The organism is Chthonomonas sp. (genome assembly GCF_035294505.1).
In the GTDB taxonomy this organism is placed as follows: Bacteria; Armatimonadota; Chthonomonadetes; order Chthonomonadales; family Chthonomonadaceae; genus Chthonomonas.
Genome location: NZ_DATGKU010000033.1, coordinates 1 through 21,696, shown reverse-complemented (window position 1 = coordinate 21,696; position 21,696 = coordinate 1). Strand labels below are relative to the sequence as shown.

At 57.1% G+C, this 21,696-nt stretch carries 17 protein-coding genes and 1 tRNA gene; 9 read left to right on the top strand and 9 right to left on the bottom strand.

The window, feature by feature from the left end; genetic code table 11:
* The 3 genes from VKV18_RS01300 to VKV18_RS01290 form a co-directional block, all read right to left on the bottom strand.
* The coding region (locus tag VKV18_RS01300) for an HDIG domain-containing metalloprotein (protein WP_324202424.1) at positions 1-1,269 on the bottom strand (1,269 nt) is incomplete at its 3' end.
* A gap of 144 nt (positions 1,270-1,413) precedes the next feature.
* A complete protein-coding gene (locus tag VKV18_RS01295) occupies positions 1,414-2,598 on the bottom strand; it encodes a hypothetical protein (protein WP_324202423.1) in 1,185 nt (394 codons plus the stop codon).
* Positions 2,599-2,693: 95 nt separating this feature from the next.
* Positions 2,694-2,766, bottom strand: a tRNA-Val gene (locus tag VKV18_RS01290).
* Between the two features lie 134 nt (positions 2,767-2,900).
* Here VKV18_RS01290 and surE point away from each other — a divergent pair.
* The 3 genes from surE (at position 2,901) to pyk (ending at position 6,924) form a co-directional block, all read left to right on the top strand.
* Entirely contained in the window at positions 2,901-3,698 is a 798-nt protein-coding gene (gene surE, locus VKV18_RS01285; protein ID WP_324202422.1) for a 5'/3'-nucleotidase SurE, read from the top strand.
* Entirely contained in the window at positions 3,695-5,359 is a 1,665-nt protein-coding gene (locus VKV18_RS01280) for a glycoside hydrolase family 28 protein (RefSeq protein WP_324202421.1), read from the top strand. The genes surE and VKV18_RS01280 overlap by 4 nt, the downstream gene beginning before the upstream one ends.
* A 77-nt stretch (positions 5,360-5,436) precedes the next feature.
* Positions 5,437-6,924: a pyruvate kinase gene (pyk, locus tag VKV18_RS01275; RefSeq protein WP_324202420.1), complete on the top strand. Its 1,488-nt coding sequence runs from the start codon at positions 5,437-5,439 to the stop codon at positions 6,922-6,924.
* A gap of 174 nt (positions 6,925-7,098) precedes the next feature.
* Here pyk and acnA read toward each other — a convergent pair whose 3' ends face one another.
* A complete protein-coding gene (gene acnA / locus VKV18_RS01270; protein WP_324202419.1) occupies positions 7,099-9,819 on the bottom strand; it encodes an aconitate hydratase AcnA in 2,721 nt (906 codons plus the stop codon).
* Positions 9,820-9,984: 165 nt separating this feature from the next.
* On the opposite strand from acnA, the gene VKV18_RS01265 reads away from it, so the two are divergent.
* The 6 genes from VKV18_RS01265 to clpX all read left to right on the top strand — a co-directional run bounded on the left by VKV18_RS01265 (position 9,985) and on the right by clpX (position 17,196).
* Complete coding sequence (locus VKV18_RS01265; protein WP_324202418.1) at positions 9,985-10,524, top strand: O-acetyl-ADP-ribose deacetylase; 540 nt, start codon at positions 9,985-9,987, stop codon at positions 10,522-10,524.
* A gap of 13 nt (positions 10,525-10,537) precedes the next feature.
* Positions 10,538-12,373, top strand: a complete 1,836-nt coding sequence (locus tag VKV18_RS01260) for a right-handed parallel beta-helix repeat-containing protein (protein WP_324202417.1) — start codon at positions 10,538-10,540, stop codon at positions 12,371-12,373.
* Positions 12,374-12,495: 122 nt separating this feature from the next.
* Complete coding sequence (locus tag VKV18_RS01255) at positions 12,496-13,776, top strand: AAA family ATPase (protein ID WP_324202416.1); 1,281 nt, start codon at positions 12,496-12,498, stop codon at positions 13,774-13,776.
* A gap of 127 nt (positions 13,777-13,903) precedes the next feature.
* A complete protein-coding gene (gene tig, locus VKV18_RS01250; RefSeq protein WP_324202415.1) occupies positions 13,904-15,259 on the top strand; it encodes a trigger factor in 1,356 nt (451 codons plus the stop codon).
* Complete coding sequence (locus VKV18_RS01245) at positions 15,259-15,870, top strand: ATP-dependent Clp protease proteolytic subunit (protein WP_324202414.1); 612 nt, start codon at positions 15,259-15,261, stop codon at positions 15,868-15,870. Before tig ends, VKV18_RS01245 begins: the two co-directional genes overlap by 1 nt.
* Before the next feature lie 33 nt (positions 15,871-15,903).
* Complete coding sequence (gene clpX / locus VKV18_RS01240) at positions 15,904-17,196, top strand: ATP-dependent Clp protease ATP-binding subunit ClpX (protein ID WP_324202413.1); 1,293 nt, start codon at positions 15,904-15,906, stop codon at positions 17,194-17,196.
* 26 nt (positions 17,197-17,222) lie between these two features.
* Here clpX and VKV18_RS01235 read toward each other — a convergent pair whose 3' ends face one another.
* From VKV18_RS01235 to VKV18_RS01215, 5 genes are all read right to left on the bottom strand, one after another.
* A complete protein-coding gene (locus tag VKV18_RS01235; RefSeq protein ID WP_324202412.1) occupies positions 17,223-18,134 on the bottom strand; it encodes a hypothetical protein in 912 nt (303 codons plus the stop codon).
* On the bottom strand, positions 18,131-19,291 hold the full coding sequence (locus VKV18_RS01230) for a glycosyltransferase family 4 protein (RefSeq protein WP_324202411.1): 1,161 nt from the start codon (positions 19,289-19,291) through the stop codon (positions 18,131-18,133). Before VKV18_RS01230 ends, VKV18_RS01235 begins: the two co-directional genes overlap by 4 nt.
* A 141-nt stretch (positions 19,292-19,432) precedes the next feature.
* Complete coding sequence (locus tag VKV18_RS01225) at positions 19,433-19,879, bottom strand: hypothetical protein (RefSeq protein ID WP_324202410.1); 447 nt, start codon at positions 19,877-19,879, stop codon at positions 19,433-19,435.
* A 58-nt stretch (positions 19,880-19,937) separates the two neighbouring features.
* On the bottom strand, positions 19,938-20,546 hold the full coding sequence (locus VKV18_RS01220) for a hypothetical protein (RefSeq protein WP_324202409.1): 609 nt from the start codon (positions 20,544-20,546) through the stop codon (positions 19,938-19,940).
* Positions 20,547-21,149: 603 nt separating this feature from the next.
* Positions 21,150-21,696, bottom strand: a 547-nt coding sequence (locus VKV18_RS01215) for a DUF1559 domain-containing protein (RefSeq protein WP_324202408.1), incomplete at its 5' end; no start/stop codon positions are given.

Genomic DNA, 21,696 nt, shown 5'->3' with positions numbered 1-21,696 from the left:
CACGCTATCGGCATTGAGCTGGGCAATACGGGCGCGCAGCCCTGCAATATCCGCGCGTGCCTGCTCGGGCACCACGGTGGCCGCAACGTCGCACTCGGCAAGGGTAAGGAGGTCTTCAAGGTAAGGCCCGCACTCGCGAATTAGGCGTTTTACGGCAGCATCGCTCCAATCCGAACGATACTCGCCGGGGCGCATGTGCAACTTCACCAGCGTGGTAACGGCCTCTATCTCCTCATTGGAAAACTTGAGGCGACGCATGATACGATGAACCATCTCGGCCCCAACGGTTGCATGGCCGTAAAAGTGCACCTGTCCATCCACCTCGGTACGGGTTTGCGGTTTGCCGATGTCGTGCCAAAGCAGACCGAGCCTCAGCGCCAGCCCGGCGCTTTCGGGCAAGCACTCCAGAGCCACGAGGGTGTGCTCCCACACATCGTAACGGTGCCATCCTCCCTGCCGACAGCCTACCATCTTCACCATCTCCGGCAGAAACTGGGGGAGGAGATTCAGCTCGAGCAGCATCTGCAGACCCCGGCGCGCTTTGGTGCCGGGCAGCATAACGATCTTCACAAACTCATCTCGGATGCGCTCATACGATAGGGCCGGGGGGCTTAGCCGATAGGCGTCCTTCATAATTCCCTCTTTCGTTTTGGGTTCGATCTCAAAATCGAAGCGTGCGGCAAATCGCACGGCACGCAGCATGCGCAAGGGGTCGTCGTAAAAGGTAATGGCCGGGTCAAGAGGCGTCCGAATGATTTTGGCGCGTAGATCGGCCATGGCCATACCGGTAAGATCGAGACGCTCGCCGGTATGAAGGTTTTCTAAAAGCGTGTTGATGGTAAAGTCTCTCCGAAACACATCCTCGCGTAGACTTGCAAGGTGCACGTCGGGTTTGCGCGATTCGGGATGGTAGCTTTCCGCCCGCGCAGAAACCAACTCGACGTTACAATCGATCCCCTGAGCCGTTGCCACGGTAATGCGTGCGGTGCCAAAACGGGGGTAGACGACCGGATGGTGCGTCGAAAGGCCTTTTTTGTGGAGGAAATAGGCAAGTTCAACGGCATCCCCTTCCAAAACAATGTCGAGATCGGGAGAGGAGGGGACGCCTAGCTCCCGATCGCGGAGCAGGCCGCCCACCAGGTAAAGCCTGCCCTCATAGGGGGTGCCGCGGGTGGCCTCACGCAGTTGATGGATGGCATCCTCAATCGCCGCCTCTTGAGTGGTGAGAGGGTTTCTGTTCTCGCCCAAGGCAGGTTCAACGTCGCTCATTTCTTTAGTGTACCTTGAGGCGGGCTTCCTCATCCCCACATGGGCACCGTTTGCCGCTATGCAGGTCTCCTTACTACCACTCCGACGCGCTGATTGAGGAGAAGGCGTGATGGTGCAGAGAGTTGTCGTCTAGAGGGGAATGTCTTAAGCGCTCTGCTGCAGTGAAAGCAGGCACTCACGCGCCGCCGCCTCCACTTCAGGAGGAAGTTCCGGGAGCTTAAGAAGGTCGTGGAGCGCCGGGACGGCTCGCCTGTCGCCCCTGCGCTTAATGTCATCGAGGATCGAATACACCAGTTGATGATCGCCTTGTTTGCGTACGGCCGCGCGCAGCAGAAGGGCGATGTCCTCCTCAGAGTCACGTTTGGACGGCCGGAGAAGGTTGGCCGAGGAGGAGGTCTCGGAGGCAACGCGCAGAAGAAGGTCGCTCTCTTTATGTTTGGCGAGACGCTCTTCGATGTGGGCTATCACCTGGGAAGCGGCAGCCCGAACGGAGGGCAGTTTTCCTGCCTTGTCCTTTCCGCGAGCGATACGGTTGAGAATGGGCAGCACGCTGCGATCCCCCACTTTGTCTAGGGCGTCCAGAATGAGATGGGCGTTTTCCACTTCCGTCTGGTTTTCCAGCATGATGGCGAGGAGGCGGAGGGTGCGTGTCTGTAGTTTGCCGTAGTGGTCGGGGGTAAGAGCGGGAAGAAGGGAGAAGATGGTCTCGCGCATTTTGCGCTTCAACGTCTTCAACACCCCAAACTCCGCCTGCACCAGGCTGTCCAAAGCTTCCACCGCCTTCAGTCTCCCCAAAGCGCTTGCGGCCTCTTCACGTACGGGGTTGGCGAAGGCGGCTTTGAAGGACATAAAGCTAGAGAATGTAGCAAGCACATCGAGAAAAGCCGAAAAGGCTCCCGCCTTTTTCCATGTGATGATCGTTATTACCATAATCACCAGCGCAACAACCCCAATGCCGGTCAACATCTGAACGGAGAAGTCCCCGCTGAGAACCTTGGCGAAGGCGTCAACAGTCTTCTCACGTTGCTCATTCCGCTCGGCCAGGCGGGCTAAGGCCCACACCGCCAGTTGCTGCTCACGCCATCGTCGCCAACTAGGCCGGCGCAAAACGGCATAAAGAGGCTCCGAAGGCACCGTGGCCTTTGGGTCGGCAAGCAGGGCTTCGACGGCACCACGTACAGGGCTTTTAGAGGATACGGTTGTCAGAAGCGTTTCAATGCGCTGACGTTCTTCGGGAGAAATGGTGTCGGAAGCGAGCCTAGAAACGGCTCCTTGTGAAGAGACCTCGGTGGCCGATTGGCCGGAGAAACTCTGTTCCTGTGGGGACATGCTAGGAATCCTATGTTTGATCGAAGAGACGAGAGAACGGTGTGTGCGGTTTCAGAAATTCTCCAAAGAGGACAACGGCGCCGGCAAACAAAAAATGGGCGAACAGGGACTTGAACCCCGGACCTCTTCGGTGTAAGCGAAGCGCTCTACCGACTGAGCTATTCGCCCATTGCTGTTTTATTATACCGCAAAGCAGGCCTATTTTGAAAGACGTTAAGCCTCTTTCCAAGAGGCGCTGACGGATGAGAGTAGGTATAATGCTTCTCGATAACCGGTTATCTCACCCAGTTAAGAGAGTCAAATTGCGTATTCTGCTGACGAATGATGATGGCGTGCAGGCCGCGGGTCTCCATGCAGCCCGCCGTGCGCTCGCCCATGTAGGGGAGGTTTTTGTAGTTGCGCCCGAACGCCCTCGTAGCGCCGTAGGGCACTCCATCACGCTTCACAAGCCCCTTCGCCTTACCCCCGTCGCCTTGCCGGATGGGGCAGAAGGCTATGCCTGCAACGGCACCCCTGCCGATTGTGTGGCCTTGGGTTATGAGGTGGTAATGGGCGGGCGGTGCGACCTCGTGGTTTCAGGAATCAATGCAGGGGCCAATCTGGGGTGGGACGTGGTCTACAGCGGCACGGTTGCCGGCGCTCGGGAGGGGGCGGTGATCGGCATTCCCTCTCTCGCCGTCTCCCTCTGTTTGCCCGAAAATGTTCCTGCGGGCACCGTCTCTTTCGAGCCTATCGCGGCCTTCATCGGGCAAGTTGCCACCCGCATTCAACAACATCGCCTCCCTCCACACGTGCTTCTCAACATCAACATCCCCTACAGGCCCGATGCTTCAGAGCTGCCCATAGCCATTACGCGACAGGGACGAAGGGAGTATGTGAACCGCATTGCGGTGCGTGAAGACCCCTATGGGCGACCCTACTATTGGCTTGGAGGTAGCGTGCGACCGGAAGAACCCGAACCCGGCTCGGATGTGTACGCGGTTCAGCACGGTGCCATCTCCATCACCCCTATCCATCTCGATATGACGGCCTATTCCCTTATGGAAACTCTCCAAAGTTGGAACTGGGAACCCTTTCGGGTGGAAGGAGCGACACCATGAACCGACGGGAACTGCTGGGCTTTTCGGGCGCTTTTTTCCTTTCCGGAGGAGGCCAAAGCGGATCGGCAGCAAAAGAGCTTTGGTGGGATGTACGCCGTTTTGGCGCGGTTGGAGATGGAAAAACCAAGAACACCGCAGCGCTTCAGCAGGCGATAGAGGCCGCTTTTCGGGCCGGCGGAGGAACGGTGTATGTGCCTGCCGGCACCTACCTTACCGGCGGCCTTGTGTTGAAAAGCAACGTGCGCCTCTATCTCGAAGCGGGGGCTACCCTGTTGGGCAGCACCGACCCCGCGGATTATGAAGACCATCCCGGCCCCGCCCCTGGCGGCGATGCCAATACGCGCCACCTCCTCTTTGCCGAAAACGCCGAAAACATCGCCCTCTGCGGTTTGGGAACGGTGGATGGGCAAGGCCCTGCCTTTTGGCAGCCTACCCATCGCCCACCTCCCCGCCCGGAAGACCTTTGGCGCGACGTTATCGCCTACGACTATAGGCCTATTCGTCAGAATGGGAAGCAGATACGCCCTTCGCCGATGTTAGAGTTTGTTCGCTGTCGAAACGTGCACATCGAGGGCGTGCTGCTTGCCAACTCGCCGGGCTGGACCCTACGCCCCATCCTTTGTGAAACGGTCACCATTCGCGGCATCCGTGTGCGTAACCCCGTCTACGGCCCCAACACCGACGGGATGGACATTACCTGTTGCCACAACGTCTTCATTTCCGATTGCGATATCGCCACCGGCGACGATGCCATCTGCCTGAAAAGCGAAAACCCGTACGGTGGGCCGGTGCAAGCCAACGAAAATATCACGATCACCAACTGCGTACTTACCACCTGCTGCAACGGTTTTAAGATGGGCACGGCCACACACGGCGCTTTCCGAGACATCACGTTTGCCAACTCGGTGATCTACAATGCAGATGCCGACCCGATAAACGCGCGGGTTATTTCCGGCATTGCCGTCGAGATGGTGGATGGGGGATCGGTGGAAGGGGTCGTTATCTCGAATATCGCCATGCGCAATGTGCGTACCCCTCTTTTTGTGCGTCTCGGCACGCGAACGGAGAATCCGGCCGCACCCACGTCGCTTCGAGGTGTTCGGATAGGCCATATCTATGCCACCGGTTCCTTGTTAACCTCTTCCATTACAGGCCTGCCGGAGCATCGGGTACAGGATGTGCAGCTAGAGAATATCTGCATCGAGACCGTGGAAGGCGGCAAGGCCGAGTGGGTTGAGCACACGGTGCCGGAGCAGCCCAAAGCCTACCCGGAAGCGCGTATGTTCGGCAGGTTGCCTGCCTACGGCCTTTACTGTCGGCATGTGGATGGCCTTCGGCTTTCACAACTAGAGCTTGTAAGCAAGACGCCGGATGGGCGTCCCGCCCTGGTTTGCGATGACGTGAAAGACTTGGACGTCAATGTCCTACACGCTTCGAGTCCCTCCACAGAGATGCCTGTGGTGCAGCTAAACGATGTGCAAGATGCCTTTTTGCACGGCTGTGCGGCTCCGCAGGGCGTACAGGCCTTCTTAATGGTTTCGGGCGCACGAACCGCGCGGGTGCGGCTTGTTGGAAACGATCTTTCCGAAGCCAAACAGGCCTTTATCGTGAAGCCCAATGTACCAAAGGGAGCTGTGCGAGAAGCAGGAAACTTGAAATAGGGCTGAAAAGCTGGTAAAGTATCTTCTGGCTTAAAAAACATTCAAGAGCACAGAAGTGTCCTGAAAGCAAATTTGGCATGAAATTGCGAAAAACGAAAATTGTTTGCACTATAGGGCCGAGTAGTTGTCATCGTAAAACCTTGGAGCGTATGTTGCAAGCCGGCATGGATGTTGCCCGCCTCAACTTTTCTCATGGCGACCATGCCTGGCACGCTCAGGTGATCGCCGACCTGCGCGAAATCTCACAAAAAATGGGCAAACCGCTCGCCCTGCTGCAAGACCTCTGCGGTCCGAAAATTCGGCTCGGCGACCTCGGAGCCGACGGCGTATCCTTGAAACGAGGACAAGTGGTGGGCCTCATCGCGCACGACGCCCTAGAGCCTCCTGCCAAAGCCTCCGAGAACCTGCTTCTCCCTCTGCCGGTGCCGGAGCTGCTGGCGGCGCTTCAGCCGGGGCGCAAGCTGCTGCTCGATGATGGCAAAATTCTCCTTCGCGTTCTGCGCACCGAACCCACAAAGGAGGCGCCGGCCCCCATTGTGTGGGCGCGATGTCTCTCAGGGGGAAAGCTGCTTTCGCGCAAAGGGGTCGCTGCACCGGGCACTCGGTTCTCCATTCCCGCCCTCACCCCGCGCGATCTCGATGACCTCCGTTTTGGCCTGAGCCAGGGGGTGGACTGGGTGGCCGTCTCTTTTGTGCGCCATGCAGAAGACCTTCAGCCCATCTTTTCCACAATGCAGCAGCTGGGAGTGCGGGTGCCCGTGATGGCCAAAATCGAGAAGGCGGAGGCGGTTCATCATTTCGAGGCCATCTTAGAGGTTGTGGATGGGGTGATGGTGGCGCGAGGCGATCTGGGGGTGGAGATGCGCTTTGACGAGGTGCCTATCGTTCAAAAGCAGCTGATTCGCGCCTGTAACCGAGCGGCAAAACCGGTGGTTACGGCCACCCAAATGCTCGAATCGATGATGCAGTGCCCGCGCCCCACCCGTGCCGAAGCGGCCGATGTGGCCAACGCCATCCTCGACGGAACCGATGCCGTCATGCTCTCGGCCGAGACGGCCTCTGGAGCCTATCCGGTCGAGGCCGTACGCACGATGGCCCGCATCGCATTGACTACCGAAAAAGCCATCTTCCGCAATCGCGACTATGCCGAGCGCCTGGCAACCCCCCACCAACTTACCGAAGCGGTTGGCCATGCCGCCGCGCAGATCACCTGCGAAATCGGCGCCAAAGCCATCCTCTGTGCAACCTCCACCGGCCGAACCGCTCGCCTGGTGGCTTCGCACCGACCACCTGTGCGCATTCTCGGGGCGACCCCAAGCCGAGCGACCTATCACGCGCTTGCCATGGTGTGGGGCGTGCAGCCCTGCCTTGTGGAGGCGGTAACGGATACCGATTCCATGATGCGTGAAACGCTGGAGGTAGCCCAGCGGTTGCAATTGGTGCGCCCCGGCGACACGGTGGTGCTGACGGCCGGTGTGCCCGTGAACCGCCCCGGCACTACTAACCTCATCCGCGTGCACACGGTGGGCACGACACTGGAGGCCAACCCCTTAGCCCACTCCTAAAGAGGCCCTGTCGAAGGAGAGAAAAACCTGCCGTTGCCCTAGCTCTGTCCAAAGAGGTCTGTTTCACGCCCAAAAAGCAGGTCGTAGGGGTAGGCCTCGTGCCTACCTACCCCTACAGCCGATTCGGGGCACATATCTGGCAACAGTGGGCAACCCCGTGGCAAATCCTCTTTTCTAGGCGGTTTCGAGCAGTTGCCTCAGCACATACTGCAGTATGCCACCGTGCCGATAGTACTGCACCTCTTGGGGCGTGTCTATACGGGCAAGCACCCGAAACTCTTTGCGACTTCCGTCCTCTGCGGTGGCCTGCACGGTAAGCTCTCGGCCGTTGGCGAAGCCGGTGGCGATGGCCTCACGCAACCCCAGAATGTCGTAGCGCTCTCGGCCGGTCAGCCCTAAGGTCGCCGCGCTCTCTCCCTGGCGATACTGGATGGGAAGGATGCCCATGCCCACAAGGTTGGAGCGATGGATGCGCTCGAAGCTTTCGGCCAACACGGCGCGAACGCCTTGCAGGTAAGGGCCTTTGGCTGCCCAGTCGCGGCTGGAACCAGAACCGTACTCTTTGCCGGCCAGCACAATAAGCGGCGTGCCATCCTGCTTGTAGCGCATGGCCGCTTCGTAGATGGTCATCACCTCTCCGGTGGGGAAGTAGATAGTGACACCCCCTTCGGTGCCGGGCACCAGTAGGTTTTTAATGCGCACGTTGGCAAAGGTTCCTCGCACCATCACCTCATCATGTCCGCGACGCGCCCCGTAGGAGTTGAAATCGGCCGGGTCTACCCCACGTTCAATGAGATAGCGCCCTGCCGGTGAGGAGGGTTTGATGGAGCCGGCAGGCGAGATATGGTCGGTGGTGATGCTATCTCCAAACATCGCCAGTACTCGGGCACCGCGTATATCCTCCACCGTTTCGGGCGCCTCGCGGGGCATGTTATCGAAGTAGGGTGGGTTCTTGATGTAGGTCGAATTCGAGTCCCATGAGAAAAGGGCGCCACGTGGAGAATCGATCCGGTTCCAGTTTTCATCGCCTTTGAAGACATCGGCGTAGTTTTCGCGGAACATCTCGGCCCGTACCGCCTTTTCTATCGTCTCGGCTACCTCCTGCTGGGTCGGCCAGATATGGCGCAGATACACCGGGTTGCCCTCCTTATCCATGCCCAGCGGGTCGTTGTAGGGATCGAAGTCCATGTGCCCGGCCAGCGCGTAGGCCACAACCAGCGGAGGCGACATCAGGTAGTTCGCGCGTACTTCGGGCTGAATGCGCCCCTCAAAATTGCGGTTTCCGGAAAGCACCGAACAGACCACCAGCTTGCCCTCTTCAATGGCGCGACTTACTTCGGGCGGCAGCGGCCCGGAGTTGCCGATGCAGGTGGTGCAGCCATAGCCCACCGTGGCGAAGCGAAGTTGCTCGAGGTAGGGCAGAAGCCCGGCCTGCTCTAAATAACGGGTCACCACACGGCTGCCTGGGGCCAGCGAGGTTTTGACCCATGGCTTGGACTCTAGCCCCAGCTCCACGGCCTTTTTTGCCAACAGGCCGGCCGCCACCATGACGGAGGGGTTCGAGGTGTTCGTACAGCTTGTGATGGCGGCGATAACAACAGAACCGTGGCTCAGCTCGTAGGTGGCCTTCTCCGTCTCCACCTTCACACGGGTAGCCAGTGCGGTCGCTCCGTTTGAGGCGGTGCCAGGCCCTAGTAGCGAGGGAAGGGCCTGCTCCCAAGCCTTTTTCGCGTTGGAAAGCGGGATGCGATCTTGCGGGCGCCGCGGGCCGGCAATGGAAGGCTCCACGGTGTTGAGATCGAGTTCTAAGGTCTCGGAGTAGAAAGCTTCGGGCGCATCGAAGCCGTGGAAAAGCCCCTGCTCCTTCATGTAGGCCTCCACAAGCGCGATCTGCTCTTCGGAGCGGCCGGACATGCGGAGGTAGCGAAGCGATTCGTTGTCTATGGGGAAGATACCACAAGTTGCCCCATATTCCGGCGCCATATTCCCCACCGTTGCGCGATCTGCAAGGGGAAGCGAGGCTAGGCCGGGGCCGTAAAACTCCACGAACTTGCCCACCACGCCCTTCTTGCGTAGCATCTCCGTAACCGTCAAAACCAAATCGGTGGCCGTAGCTCCCTCCGGCAGCGCATTGACTAAGCGAAAGCCTACCACCTGCGGAATCAGCATGGAGACCGGTTGCCCCAGCATGGCCGCCTCCGCCTCGATGCCGCCCACGCCCCAGCCCAGCACGCCGAGACCGTTGATCATCGTCGTATGCGAATCGGTGCCGACAAGGGTATCGGGGTAGGCCACTATCGTACCGTCCGCACGGGCATCGGCAAAAACCACACGCGCCAAATACTCCAAGTTCACCTGGTGCACGATGCCTGTGCTGGGCGGAACAACCTTGAAGTTTTGAAAGGCCGATTGGCCCCATTTCAGGAAGGCGTAGCGCTCTCGGTTGCGCTCAAACTCCTTGGCTACGTTCAGAGCCAAAGCATCTTTCCTACCAAAATAGTCCACCTGCACCGAGTGGTCAATAACAAGCTCCACGGGCAGCAGCGGATTGACTTTTGAGGGGTCTCCTCCAAAACGGGCCATGGCCTCGCGCATCGAAGCGAGGTCTACAAGGCAGGGCACGCCCGTAAAATCCTGCAGTAAGACTCGGGCGGGGCGAAACGCGATCTCCCTTTCGGGCACCTCATCGGGACGCCAGCGTGCCAGTGCGAGAATGTCTTCCGCAGTTACCGTAACGCCATCCTCATGGCGTAGCAGGTTCTCTAGCAGGATTTTGAGGGAGTAGGGGAGTTTGGTGAGGTCAATACCGTGCTGTGCAAGGGCTTCGAGACGGTAGTAGGTGTAGGTTCTATCGCCCACACGCAGTGTGGTGCGGGCATTAAAGCTATTTTTCATGAAGGCCTCCTCAGAATTCTTTGATCAGCAGGCGCCTTAAAGGAACATTCAATGCGACTCTGTTGAATCTACGTAGGAATTCTACCACTCTCCGATGAAAGAATACAAACACAAGGCTGCTTGAGGAGCGGAACGGCATTAAACCGAAAAAAGGAGAAGTGGTCTATGTCCTCAACTCCCTTTAATAGAATGGAGATTGTAGAAGGCGACATTACCCGTTTAGAGGTGGACGCCATCGTGAATGCGGCCAACACCACGCTGCTAGGGGGTGGGGGGGTGGATGGCGCCATCCACCGTGCGGCGGGACCGGAGCTTCTTGAAGAGTGCCGAACGCTGGGGGGATGCCCCACCGGAGAGGCCCGCATTACGAAAGGGTATCGCTTGCCGGCCCGCTATGTGATCCACGCCGTAGGGCCGGTGTGGCACGGAGGCGATCGTGGGGAAGATGCCCTTTTGGCGAGCTGCTATCGCCATAGCCTCTGCCTTGCCAAGGAGCACGGGGTGCGCACCATCGCCTTTCCGGCGATCAGCACAGGCGCCTATCGCTTTCCCTTGGAGCGCGCCACACGTATTGCTCTGCAAGAGGTAGCCGACTTTCTCAGACACGAGTCGCTGCCGGAAAAGGTGATCTTCTGCTGCTTTGGCGCGGAGGCCTTGAAAACCTACGAAAAGATGCTTCAGGAGCTGCGAGCTGCATCGGCATAGGGAAGATAGAACCATGAACATCAAAAAGCGTCTACAGCAAATATTTCCATGGCTTGGCATCGGTGGGATGCTGGTAAGTTGCGGTTTCACCCTGCTTTCAGCACGGGCAGGCGCTCCGCAGGCCTCGATTTTGACCGTGCACCCGCCGTCCAATGCCCCAGAGGCTCTGCAGCAAGCGATTGAGGCGGCCTATAAGGCCGGCTATAGGGGGGTGCGCATCGCCCCAGGAACCTACCCCATCGAGGACCCTCACAATGACTATGCGCTGCACCTGGTGAACATGAAGAATTTCGAGGTAGACGGGCGCGGGGTGACGTTGGTGCGGCTGAACCCGCGCCAGGGCGGAATTCACCTCGATCACTGCACTCATGTTACCTTGCGTGGTTTTACCGTTCGCCTGGCGACCACCGTGCGCACTCAGGGCGCCATTGTGGCGATAGACCCCCAACGCAGATGGTTTGATATCGTCGTAGATAAGGGCTATCCAACCGACCTCGATAACCCTGCCGACTTTGACCCCCATCCTACGGCCTATTTTTTCGACCCGAAAACCCTACAGTGGAAGCCGGGCGCCTACGACGTTCCCATCAGCCGTGTGGAGCGGCTAGGGCCTAACAGGTTTCGGTTTTATGGCGGCTTTGGAGCCGATCACACCATGGCCGTTGGCGATCTTGTAACCTATCGCAACTACCTCTCAACCGATCTGGAGGTGGGCGATTGCTCTGGCATCAAGGTGATCGGCCTCACCTTTGTAGGGCCTACCGGCTGGGTGGTGCATGAGGGAGGTGGAGAGGGAGGGAACTTCTATAACTACTCCATTCTCTATCCGCCGCCCCCGCCGGGCGCGACACGAAGGCCGTTGATGGCTGCCGGAGCGGATGCCTTTCACTCGAGCGGCATTCGGCACGGCCCGACGGTTGAGGGATGTCTTCTACAAGGAATGCCGGATGACGGCATCGCGATACATGGTCGCTACGCCATGGTGCAAGAGTCCGATGGAAACCATCTCATCGTGCGCGTTCCTTGGGGCAACTTCTTTCAGACCGGAGATCGCGTGCGAGTTTATACGAAAGACCTGGTGCCCATAGGGGAGGCCAGGCTAAACGCCGTGGAGGTTCTCTCTAACTATCGGCCTCAACGCCAGACCGACCTAAAGGCCTTTAAAGAGGTAAATATCTTTGTGGCACTTACCCTCGACCGCGATCTGCCCGCTCCATTTGAAGGGTTGGTAAGCGATCCCGATGAGGATGGAAGCGGTTATGTGTTGCGCAACAACGTGATCCGCAATCATCGCGCGCGTGGCATGTTGCTGAAAGCCGACGACGGGCTGGTTGAGAACAACACCATCGAGGGAAGTACGATCGCAGGCATCGTGATCGCGCCGGAGATGTGGTGGAACGAGGCCGACTACAGCCATCATGTCATCGTGCGCAACAACCACATCCTTAACGTGGGCTATGTTACTTGGCAGGGAACCGACCAGGCGGGAGCCATCTCGGTAATGGCGTCAAACGACCACGGCTTTGTGCCCGGCTATGGGCATCGGGATATCCAGATTGATGGCAACACCATAGAGAACTGCGACGGCGTGAACCTGCTGGTTACCTCTGCCGAAAATGTGGAGATTCGCAACAACGTTTTTCACGGTGCGCAGCAACACCCCTCCAATCGCGGCGCCAACTGGCTTGACCCTAAAGCCCTTATTTACCTTACCGAATGTAAGAACGTGCACCTAGCCGGGAACCGGGTGGAGCGGCTAGGGCGGGAGAACGCCCACCTTGTGGAGGCCACTCCAACGGCTTTGGAGGTTCGTGGCGTGGGCCGGGGCGTGCGTTTGGCCGCACGATAGAAGCGGTTGTGCGGTAAGGGCGGGCTTTCATCGCTTGAAAGAGGGGCACAAAGGGTTTCGGCAACTGCTGAAGCCGATCTGGTAGAATATAAGTAGCTTTGTTGTTGAAATAGGTACCCAATATGCCCGAACAGGGGGTTGAGACTCTCGAAGAGGCGCTTGCAAGAGGAATCCGCTATGCGCGCATGGCGGAGTGGGGGCGCGCTGTGGAGGCCTTCCGAAAGGCTGTGGCGCTAGACCCGGAGAACACGGAGGCTCGGTTTCGCCTCGGATGGGCTTTATGGAATTTGGCCGATACCGACAGGCCGACTTTGGCCGACATGGCTCTGCTCTATGGAGCGCAACTGCTTGGGTTCGATCAAACGGTTCGCGATGGCCGTAGGCGCTATCGCGCCTGGCGACAAACTTTGGAGGATGCGGCCTACTATTTGGAATCGGTGGTGGAGCGCGACCCCAAACATGCTCGTGCCTACCACTATCTGGCCCGGGTGTTTCAGGCGCTCGACCGTCGTGAGGAGGCCGAACAGGCCGCCCGGGCGGCGGTTCAACTGGATCCCTCTAACACCAACTACCGAAACTTTGCCGCCTCGCTGAACGCGCTCTCCAACCACCGCTACGTCACAACCGGCTCCGATCTTCCCCAACAGAGCGCTCTTACATGGGACGATCTGGTATTGAACCCGCGCACGAAACGCGAACTTCGTCAGATGCAGCTCATGCTGGAGCAGCCGGAGCTGGCGCGGGAGCTAGGTGTACAACCGCCCACGGGCATCCTGCTTAAAGGCCCACCCGGTACCGGAAAAACCACCATTGCGCGCGTATTGGCCAACGAGGCCAAATGTCACTTCTACGCCATTACGCCGGCCGACATCAACCAGATGTATGTGGGGGAGAGCGAAAAAAGGGTGCAGGAGCTATTTGCTCGCGCACGCGCCAACCCGCCTGCCATCATCTTCATTGATGAGATAGATGCGCTGTTGCCTGTGCGCCAGGGCGGTGTGGCCATCCATTCCGACAAGGTGGTGAACCAGTTTCTGCAGGAGATGGACGGGTTAACGCCCAACAGCCGTGTCTTCATTATCGGCGCTACCAACCGCCCCGATATGCTCGACCCGGCCGTGCGAAGGGGGGGCCGCCTTTCGCGCGAGATCGAGATTCCTTTGCCTGACTTTGAGGCGCGCCGGCAGCTATTTGCCCTCTGTACCCGAAACGCCAATCTGGCGCCCGATGTGGATATTGACGAGCTGGCCCGGAAAACCGACGGCTATAGCGGAGCCGACATTCGCGCCCTGGTGAACGAGGCGGGGCTGTTGGCCCTCATACGCATCGCCGACCAGGGGCCGGACACGCCGCGCGCGCTCACCATGGCCGACTTCGAGGGCGCACTGACCAATTTGGGCTAATAAGGCGGGTAACCGATGGAACATCCCAAAGGCCACAGCGAAAGCTTGACTCGACGCTTAAGGATGTTGTATTCTACCCTCGCCAAGTTGAAACGAAAACCGAGTATATAAGGAAGCACCATTTGTTATGCAGGTAAAAGTCGAACATGCGACTCCACGTACGGCTACGGTCGAGATCACCGTGGATGAGGAGCAGGTAAGCCGCACCTTCGATAGCGTGTATAAAGAGTTTAATCGCTACGTCAACGTGCCGGGGTTTCGACCGGGGAAAGCGCCTCTCGCCCTTTTGGAACGTTATGTAGACCCCGAAAGGGTGCGACGGCGGGTTTTAGAGAAGCTTGTCGCCGAAACCGGCTCCAAGGCGTTGGAGCAGGAGTCGCTGGAGATAATGAGCGGCTATAACCCCGAAATTGATGCCCCCGACATCGAGAACAACAAACCCTATACCTATAAGCTGATCGTGCCGCTGGAGCCGGAGGTCACTTTGGGAGCTTATACCGGTTTGACCGTGGAGAAGCCAAAGCGGGTGGTGACCGACGAGCTGGTGGAGCAGGAGATCGAGCGGCGCCGCAAGCCTTATGAGCGCCTCGAAAGGGTGACCGATAGAGGGGTAGAGCCTGGAGACGTGTTGAGCGTGGAGATGCGCGTTCAAGAGGAGGGCGCGGAGGAGGATAAGGGGCCTGCACGGCGTCGCCTTATCTTTCTTGGGAACAATATCCCCGGTTTTGATGAGGCCTTGCTGGGCATGCAGATCGGGGAGGAGCGCACCTTTACTCTGCCTTATCCCGACGACTACCCCGACGAGGCCAAGCGCGGAAAGCAGGCCACCTACACCGTGAAGCTGATCGGCATCAACGTGCGCAAACTGCCGGAGGTCAACGATGCCTTCGCCAAAGAGCTGGGCTATGAGAACGTTGAGACCATGCGCCGGCGCGTGCGAGAGGAGCTGGAAGACTACTTTGAACGGCTGGGTAATGAGCTTGCCGAACAGCGGCTTATCGCCGAGATCGTGAAGAACTCCACCGTGAACTTCTCGGAAATCTTGGTGAAGGAGGAGATGGAATCTCGCCTCGAAGCGCTGGCGCGTGAGCTGCAACAGCGCAACCTGACATATGAGCAGTATCTGGCGGCCATCGGCAAAACGGCCGAGGAGCATCAGAGGGCGCTCGCAGAACAGTCGGCCTATCGCATCGCGGCGTTCCTTGTGCTGCGTGCCATCGCCACCCAGGAGGGGCTGCAGGTTGACCAAGAGGATATTGATGCCGCCTTCGACGATATGTTAGAAAAAGGTCAAATTACGGAAGAACAGTATGGGGAGTTTCGGCAAAACCCGCGCAAGCGATTGGAACTGGCCGATGCGCTGGTGCGACAGCGCCTCCATGACTTTCTGTTTGCCAACAACACGATTCGAGAGGTAGAGGTTTCCGATCTGCCCCAAGAAGAGGTAGAGGAGGAGATCGCCACTGCAGAGGGGGGTGAATAATGGAACGGAAAATAGAGACACCGAAGAACGTGATTCCCATGGTGGTCGAGCAGAGCGCCCGAGGAGAGCGTGCCTACGATCTCTATTCGCGCCTGCTGCGCGATCGCATTGTGTTTGTTGGGGAGCCGATAAGCGACCACCTCGCCAACCTCGTGATCGCTGAACTGCTTTTCCTGGAGCGTGAAGACCCCGACGCCGACATCGAGCTGTACATCAACAGCCCGGGGGGCAGTGTCTCGGCAGGGCTGGCCATGTACGACATCATGCAGATGCTCAAATGCGATGTGGCCACCATCTGTGTTGGTATGGCGGCCTCGATGGCAGCTGTTCTTTTGGCCGGAGGCACCGCCGGCAAGCGCTATGCGCTCCCAAACTCGCGAATTATGATTCACTCGGTGGCCGGTGGCTATGAGGGCCCTGTACAGGATGCCGAAATTCGCCTGCGGGAGATGATACGCATGCAAGACGTGCTTACCGAGATACTCGCCCGACATACCCATCAGCCGACCGATAAGGTGCGGCGCGACATGGACCGCGACTACTTTATGTCGCCTCAAGAGGCGCTGGAGTACGGCTTGATAGACAAAATAGTAGATAAGAACGAACGCTAGAAAACGGAACCCTTCCGTTTCAAGGAGAGAGCTTTGTCGAGAGTTTTTGAGAGATCGGACAACCGCTGCGTGCTGTGCGGCAAAACGCGAGAGCAGGTGGGCAAACTGATAGCCGGCATGTACGGCGCCGTCTGTTTTCAATGCGTGGACCGCTGCAACGAGATCATTGCCCGCGAAGGTCAGGAAGCTACTCCGGGCATAGGGCCGGCTTGGGGTTCCATCCCGAAACCGAAAGAGATTTACCGCATACTCAGCCAGTATGTGGTGGGGCAGGAGCGCGCCAAGCGGGTGCTCTCGGTTGCGGTTTATAACCACTACAAGCGCATCAACGCCCCAAGCAACGACGTGGAGTTGCAAAAGTCCAATATCCTTCTTATCGGGCCAACCGGTTCCGGTAAAACCCTGCTCGCACAGACCCTCGCCCGCATCCTAAACGTTCCCTTTGCCATCGCCGATGCCACGACCCTTACCGAGGCCGGCTATGTGGGCGAGGACGTGGAAAACATTCTGCTGAAGCTGCTTCAGGCCGCCGAAAACATGAACCCCAATGGTGGGCTTGAGCAGACCATTCGCAACGCTCAGCGAGGCATTATCTATATTGATGAGATAGACAAGATCAGCCGTAAAAGCGAAAACCCTTCCATTACCCGCGACGTAAGTGGGGAAGGGGTGCAGCAGGCCCTGCTGAAAATTCTGGAGGGTACCATCGCCAACGTTCCCCCTCAAGGGGGCCGCAAACATCCCCAGCAAGAGTATGTTCAAGTAGATACCACCAACATTCTTTTTATCTGCGGAGGCGCTTTCGAGGGCCTCACCGACATCATCTCGCGCCGCATTAACAATCGCACCATGGGCATTCGCGCCAATATCGGCGACAAGCAAGACCGAGCTTCGCAAAAAGGCAATCTCTATCAGCATGTGATGCCCGATGACCTTCTCAAGTACGGCCTCATTCCCGAATTTGTGGGGCGCCTGCCGGTGGTTGCGACCCTCGATCCGTTGGATGAAGAGGCCCTCATGCGCATTCTGGTAGAGCCGAAGAACGCTTTGGTAAAACAGTACGCGCGTTTCCTCGAATATGAAGGGGTAGAGTTGGTGTTTACCGAGGCCGCGCTGCGTGCCATCGCCCGTGAGGCCATTCAACGCAGCACCGGCGCCCGTGCCCTACGCACCATTATTGAAGAGGTGATGCTCAACGTGATGTACGAGTTGCCCTCGCAATCCAACGTGAAAAAGTGCGTGGTGGATGAGGAGACGGTGCTGAAACGCATTGACCCTACCCTCATCACCGACAGCGCGGAAGACGCCATGCGCCAGGCCTCCTAAATCGGGCAAGGGGAAGGGCGTCGGCCTTAATGTGGCTTTGCAAAATCGGCTGCCGTCACAGGGTTGAAGATAATGCCAAAACCTTCTTGGTGTTGTATGCGCACGCCCTTCCCTAGCCCAAAACGGTCGCTGATATACTCCTGAACCTTGTCTGGGAGAATGGCCACAGTCCCCGGCGGCAGTTGAAACACCGATGTAGGCAGGCTTTTCAAGATGCGGCAAGTATAAACGCGCGAGGCCATGATCAGTCGTTTGTGGTTCGGGCTGCTCTGCGGCCAGGTTTCGATGCGGCGCTGCCAAACCATTCCGTCGCTTTTTGACACCCAAAGGCGTGTCTGTGTCACCTGTCCGCGCGAAACCTCTCGCTTTTCATAGACCCAGCAGGGCACTCTACCGACTCGGTCCTCCCCTATCTTTTTGCCGAAAGTGCGAATTTCCGCAGGGGTAGGAAACCAGGGCACATTGGGAAACTGGTTGTAGAACCGAAGTTGCCACTCCATCCGCTTTTCCAACTGCGTTTGCGCATAAAACTGATTGTCTCGGAAAACCTTCTGCCCTTCCGGCGTAATGTGGTTTTCGGCTATGACCCTATCAAGCCCTTTCCGCTTTACCTCCTGCCAAAACGCCCACCATTCCAAGTCGCTATAGACTATCGCCTCAGGAACCCCAAGCATGCTTCTTTTGGAGTAAAGCCACCACATCCCGTTGGGTACGAGATGAGCATAGAAAGTATCGTAAACGTCAGACGCAGGCAGGGTGGGACTTTTCATGGGGTCTATGCGCAGGAAGGTGCCCATGCGCCATATGCGCTGATAGTTCTTCTCCTTACCGAACTGGTTCTCTATCACCAGCTCAAAGGCGAAGGGCGGCTGCTGCGCCGGTGCCACGCGGCTTATCAACGCCAACCCAATAGCGATAAGCAGCATCCGTTTTCTCATGTTGGGAAACCTCCTTCTCCTGTGGATTTCAAAATCTCTTGAGATAAATCCGAGCGGGGCCGGCAGGTAAGGGCTGCCAGATCGTACTTCAGCATCCAGAGCACATACCGATAGCCTTCCGAATCGTTCACGCCATAGCACCGCCTTAGCAGCTCCACCAGTCGCGCCACCGAAACGCTGCCGCTCCAGCGGCATAGAGTGCGCAGTCCACGCAGGCCACGAAGTACCCACTCCTCTTTGAGGAGGCCTCGTGGCTCCTCAATCTGGCCTAGCGGTTCCTGGCCTTTCAGCACCTTAAGCCCACGCTGGGTAATCGTTAACCTTTCCGCTCCACTTAGTCCGTAAGAGGCAAAGCAACCAAACGTCTCGTAATAGCGCGGCTGAAGCAGCCTATAGTCCTCTTTCTGCATCTCATCTTCTAGAGTTTCCGCCTCTTTGGCGAGCTGCACCCAGGCTTCCCAGAGACGCTTTACCCCTACTTCCCAGCTATACTCCTGCAGGGCATAGGCACGTGCACGCTCACCCATTTGGTGCCGCAACGCCTCGTTTTCCACCAGGAGAGACAGGCCCTCTATTAACTTCTGGTGGTCTAGGCCTACCGACTGGCCCACATAGAAGTGGTCAAAGCTCCAGTCGTAGAAGGGCGCCCATTCGTTTAGGTCTGCATCGCTGGGTCCCCAGAAAGTCGGCACTTTAAATCCGGTTTCGCCTTCCTTCACGCTCTCGCGATAGCCTGCCCAATCCGTCACCACCACCGGCAGCCCGCTTGCCATCGCCTCCACCGGTGTGAGGCCAAAGTTCTCTTGAAGCGTATCGCTAAGGGAGACAAACAGATCGGCCGCCGCATAGTAGAGAGGCACACAGCCTTTGGCCACATTGGAGCGCAGTTGCAGGCTATGCGAGGGCAATCCTAGCTCTTGGCGCAGCGTCTCTAGTTTGGGCAGATAGGTTTCGTTCACCGGCCCCACCAGCAACAACAGCAGCTTATCGGGATGCTTTTGCCATAGGTTGCGATAGGCCAATAGCAAAGGGAAAAGGTCGCTCTTGCTGTAGGGGTCAATTCGCCCCATATAGAGCAGAATGGTTTTTTGCAGAGGCAACTCAAGAAGCGTGCGGGTTTGGGCGCGGTCGCGCGGACAGAACAGGTCGGTGGGCACACCATGAGGGATGACGAGCAGTTGGAATTTGGGAGTGCGTTGTATGCCGAACCGGCTTTGTAGCTGATGGGTAAGGCGTTGGAGGAGGTTGTGGGTAGCCTGTTTTGCAACGTTGGTAGTGCAGAAGAGGGCGTCGCAGGGCTAGGTAGGAACCAGCAGCAGGCGGACAATGGCGTCGAGGAGGAAAGATTGAAAGCTAAAGCCATATTCCATGCAGGTGATGGGAAGTAGGCGGGGAGCGAATTGCGAACGTATGTAGGCCATTAGGTCGAGATGAGGGCCGGCAAGGTTATGTAGGGCCAGGCAGGGCTGATTTTGCAAGACTTGTGGAATCTGAGGAAACGGATGGAGGGCGATGGGTTGTGCAGAAGGCGCGTTTTGCTGGAGAAGCTGCAGTTCGTTTTGGGCGTTTTGGAGGAGATGTTCTGGAAGAAAGAGAGTGACCGGTTTTGGGGAGAAGCGTAAGAGGGCGCGCAGGCACTCGCTGCCGGCCACAACAGACCCTGGGTGGTTGGAGGGCATATCGGGTAAGCGCAGCAGGTTGGTGCTGAATAGGGGTAAGCAGAGCGATTCAGAGTATGTGCTCATGGGATAACGGCTCCTTGTAGCATTTTAGATGGCACTTCTCCTCTAAACACTATAAGCTTTAAGGCACGATGATACTTTTTTTCGAGGGAATCGCCCCCATGCCTAGGAAGTGTCCTTTGATGTCCCAATACATGTTGGCGTATTCAGAGCCTCGAATGCCCGCTTGAGCGGCTAAGATATTGTATGGTTTCGCTGACATCCTACAGGCCTCAATAAGCAGGTTAGGTAAATCGAAATACCATCTATGATCTGGTCTTTCCAGAACAAAGAGAGTCATGTCCTGGCGTACCTGAAAATGGGGATGTCTCCACGTTACGACCCACTGCTTCACGCCATCTGGCACCGGACCAAAGGGGCTATAGGTCGGCTCTTGTAGAAACCCATGCTTCCATAGCGTCTGTGCCAAAATGAGATGCGCGTTTTTGGGGGTAATATGAAGATAGCTACAGGTGTCCTTTGCGCTAATAGCATACAGATCGTTAATGTCACCGATTTCAAGGTCATGCAAGGCCCTATTGAGAACGTATTCGGGGCTTTTAAGGTATTGCCGATAGCGATAGAGTAAGAAAAGCATCACAAGTAAGAGAAGACTTGCGCCTGCTATCACGGGCATTTTTCTGTAGAATTTTGCATCTAGTCGCTTGATATGTAGAGTAACCGATTGCATAGGTTATTCTCCCTATGATCGTAAAACAGAATAAATCAAAAGGAAGAGGAAGCAGACAAACTGTTTTTTGCTTCCTCTGCTATGATAAGCAAAATTTATGCTAACTACAAACAGAAACCAGTATTACTGCATTTCCTGTTTGTATAGGTGGCCACTAGGGTTTCATTGACGTACGAACCACCCTGACAGCCGCTTCCTAGACATGCATATAGGTCGCAGCTGAACTGACAGCAAGCTACGGACTTACCGCTGGAGTTGACGAGGGAAGCACAACAGAAGAAGCTGCGAACCAACGATGACATGCAACCATTTGGACAGCTGCCTATCACCGGTACGCAACTCATTGAAGCCGCACCTGCCCACTCCTGGATGGCCTGCAGTCCCATCAGAAACCAGCCGGTTCCCAACAAAGCCCGTGCGGCGGTTCGTCGGGTGAGCTTGGGCTTGGGCAGAGGTTGACGGGCTGAAAAGCCAAAGGCAAACTCCTCCCACTTGGCGTAGACTTTCCGATAGAGTTCGGAAACGATACGGCGAACCTTCTGTTTCATACTAAGATAACCTCCTTATGGGAAATGGATTTAAACAGCTGAGAGGGGCATAGATTTATGGCCAGTCATTGAGATCAGAGTAGATGGGTACTCTGAAAGTCTGCACTTGATTGTTTAGGCGTAATACGATCTCGTGCTTTGTTTCCCAATAGGGTTCTTTGTAGAGCTGAGAACGCGGTATGAAGTCGTTATGTTCCTCACAGTAGACGGTGATAGCCCGATTCCCTTTCTTAGCAACTTGTGTACTAAACCGGATCGCCTCAGGATATGGGTCATCGCAGCACATATAGTCCCAACCATAACTTGATCCTAAGCCCTTTTTCTGGTTTTCGGAAATATTGGGATCGAGCCAGAAGTCGGGACAGTACAAAATGCGACGGTCTTTAACATAGGCTGTGTCGAAAGTATAGGAGCCACTGCTGCCCATCGGCAGTCCGAGTTGAGAGGCGGTCATAGGCACACCTTGCATGGCCTCCTGCCCATCGTAATCCGAACGGTAGAGCGATAACGCCACCCCAATCTGGTGCAGGTTGGAGATGCACACACTCTGGCGTGCCTTCTCCCGTGCCGGGGCAAACACCACCCACAAGATGCCCGCCAAC

What these genes read in the sequence shown, in the direction of transcription:
- VKV18_RS01295 (WP_324202423.1), bottom strand. Translation starts at nt 2,598, where the DNA reads ATGTCCCCACAGGAACAGAGTTTCTCCGGCCAATCGGCCACCGAGGTC.
- VKV18_RS01280 (WP_324202421.1), top strand. Translation starts at nt 3,695, where the DNA reads ATGAACCGACGGGAACTGCTGGGCTTTTCGGGCGCTTTTTTCCTTTCC.
- pyk (WP_324202420.1), top strand. Translation starts at nt 5,437, where the DNA reads ATGAAATTGCGAAAAACGAAAATTGTTTGCACTATAGGGCCGAGTAGT.
- acnA (WP_324202419.1), bottom strand. Translation starts at nt 9,819, where the DNA reads ATGAAAAATAGCTTTAATGCCCGCACCACACTGCGTGTGGGCGATAGA.
- VKV18_RS01265 (WP_324202418.1), top strand. Translation starts at nt 9,985, where the DNA reads ATGTCCTCAACTCCCTTTAATAGAATGGAGATTGTAGAAGGCGACATT.
- VKV18_RS01260 (WP_324202417.1), top strand. Translation starts at nt 10,538, where the DNA reads ATGAACATCAAAAAGCGTCTACAGCAAATATTTCCATGGCTTGGCATC.
- VKV18_RS01255 (WP_324202416.1), top strand. Translation starts at nt 12,496, where the DNA reads ATGCCCGAACAGGGGGTTGAGACTCTCGAAGAGGCGCTTGCAAGAGGA.
- tig (WP_324202415.1), top strand. Translation starts at nt 13,904, where the DNA reads ATGCAGGTAAAAGTCGAACATGCGACTCCACGTACGGCTACGGTCGAG.
- VKV18_RS01245 (WP_324202414.1), top strand. Translation starts at nt 15,259, where the DNA reads ATGGAACGGAAAATAGAGACACCGAAGAACGTGATTCCCATGGTGGTC.
- VKV18_RS01235 (WP_324202412.1), bottom strand. Translation starts at nt 18,134, where the DNA reads ATGAGAAAACGGATGCTGCTTATCGCTATTGGGTTGGCGTTGATAAGC.
- VKV18_RS01225 (WP_324202410.1), bottom strand. Translation starts at nt 19,879, where the DNA reads ATGAGCACATACTCTGAATCGCTCTGCTTACCCCTATTCAGCACCAAC.
- VKV18_RS01220 (WP_324202409.1), bottom strand. Translation starts at nt 20,546, where the DNA reads ATGCAATCGGTTACTCTACATATCAAGCGACTAGATGCAAAATTCTAC.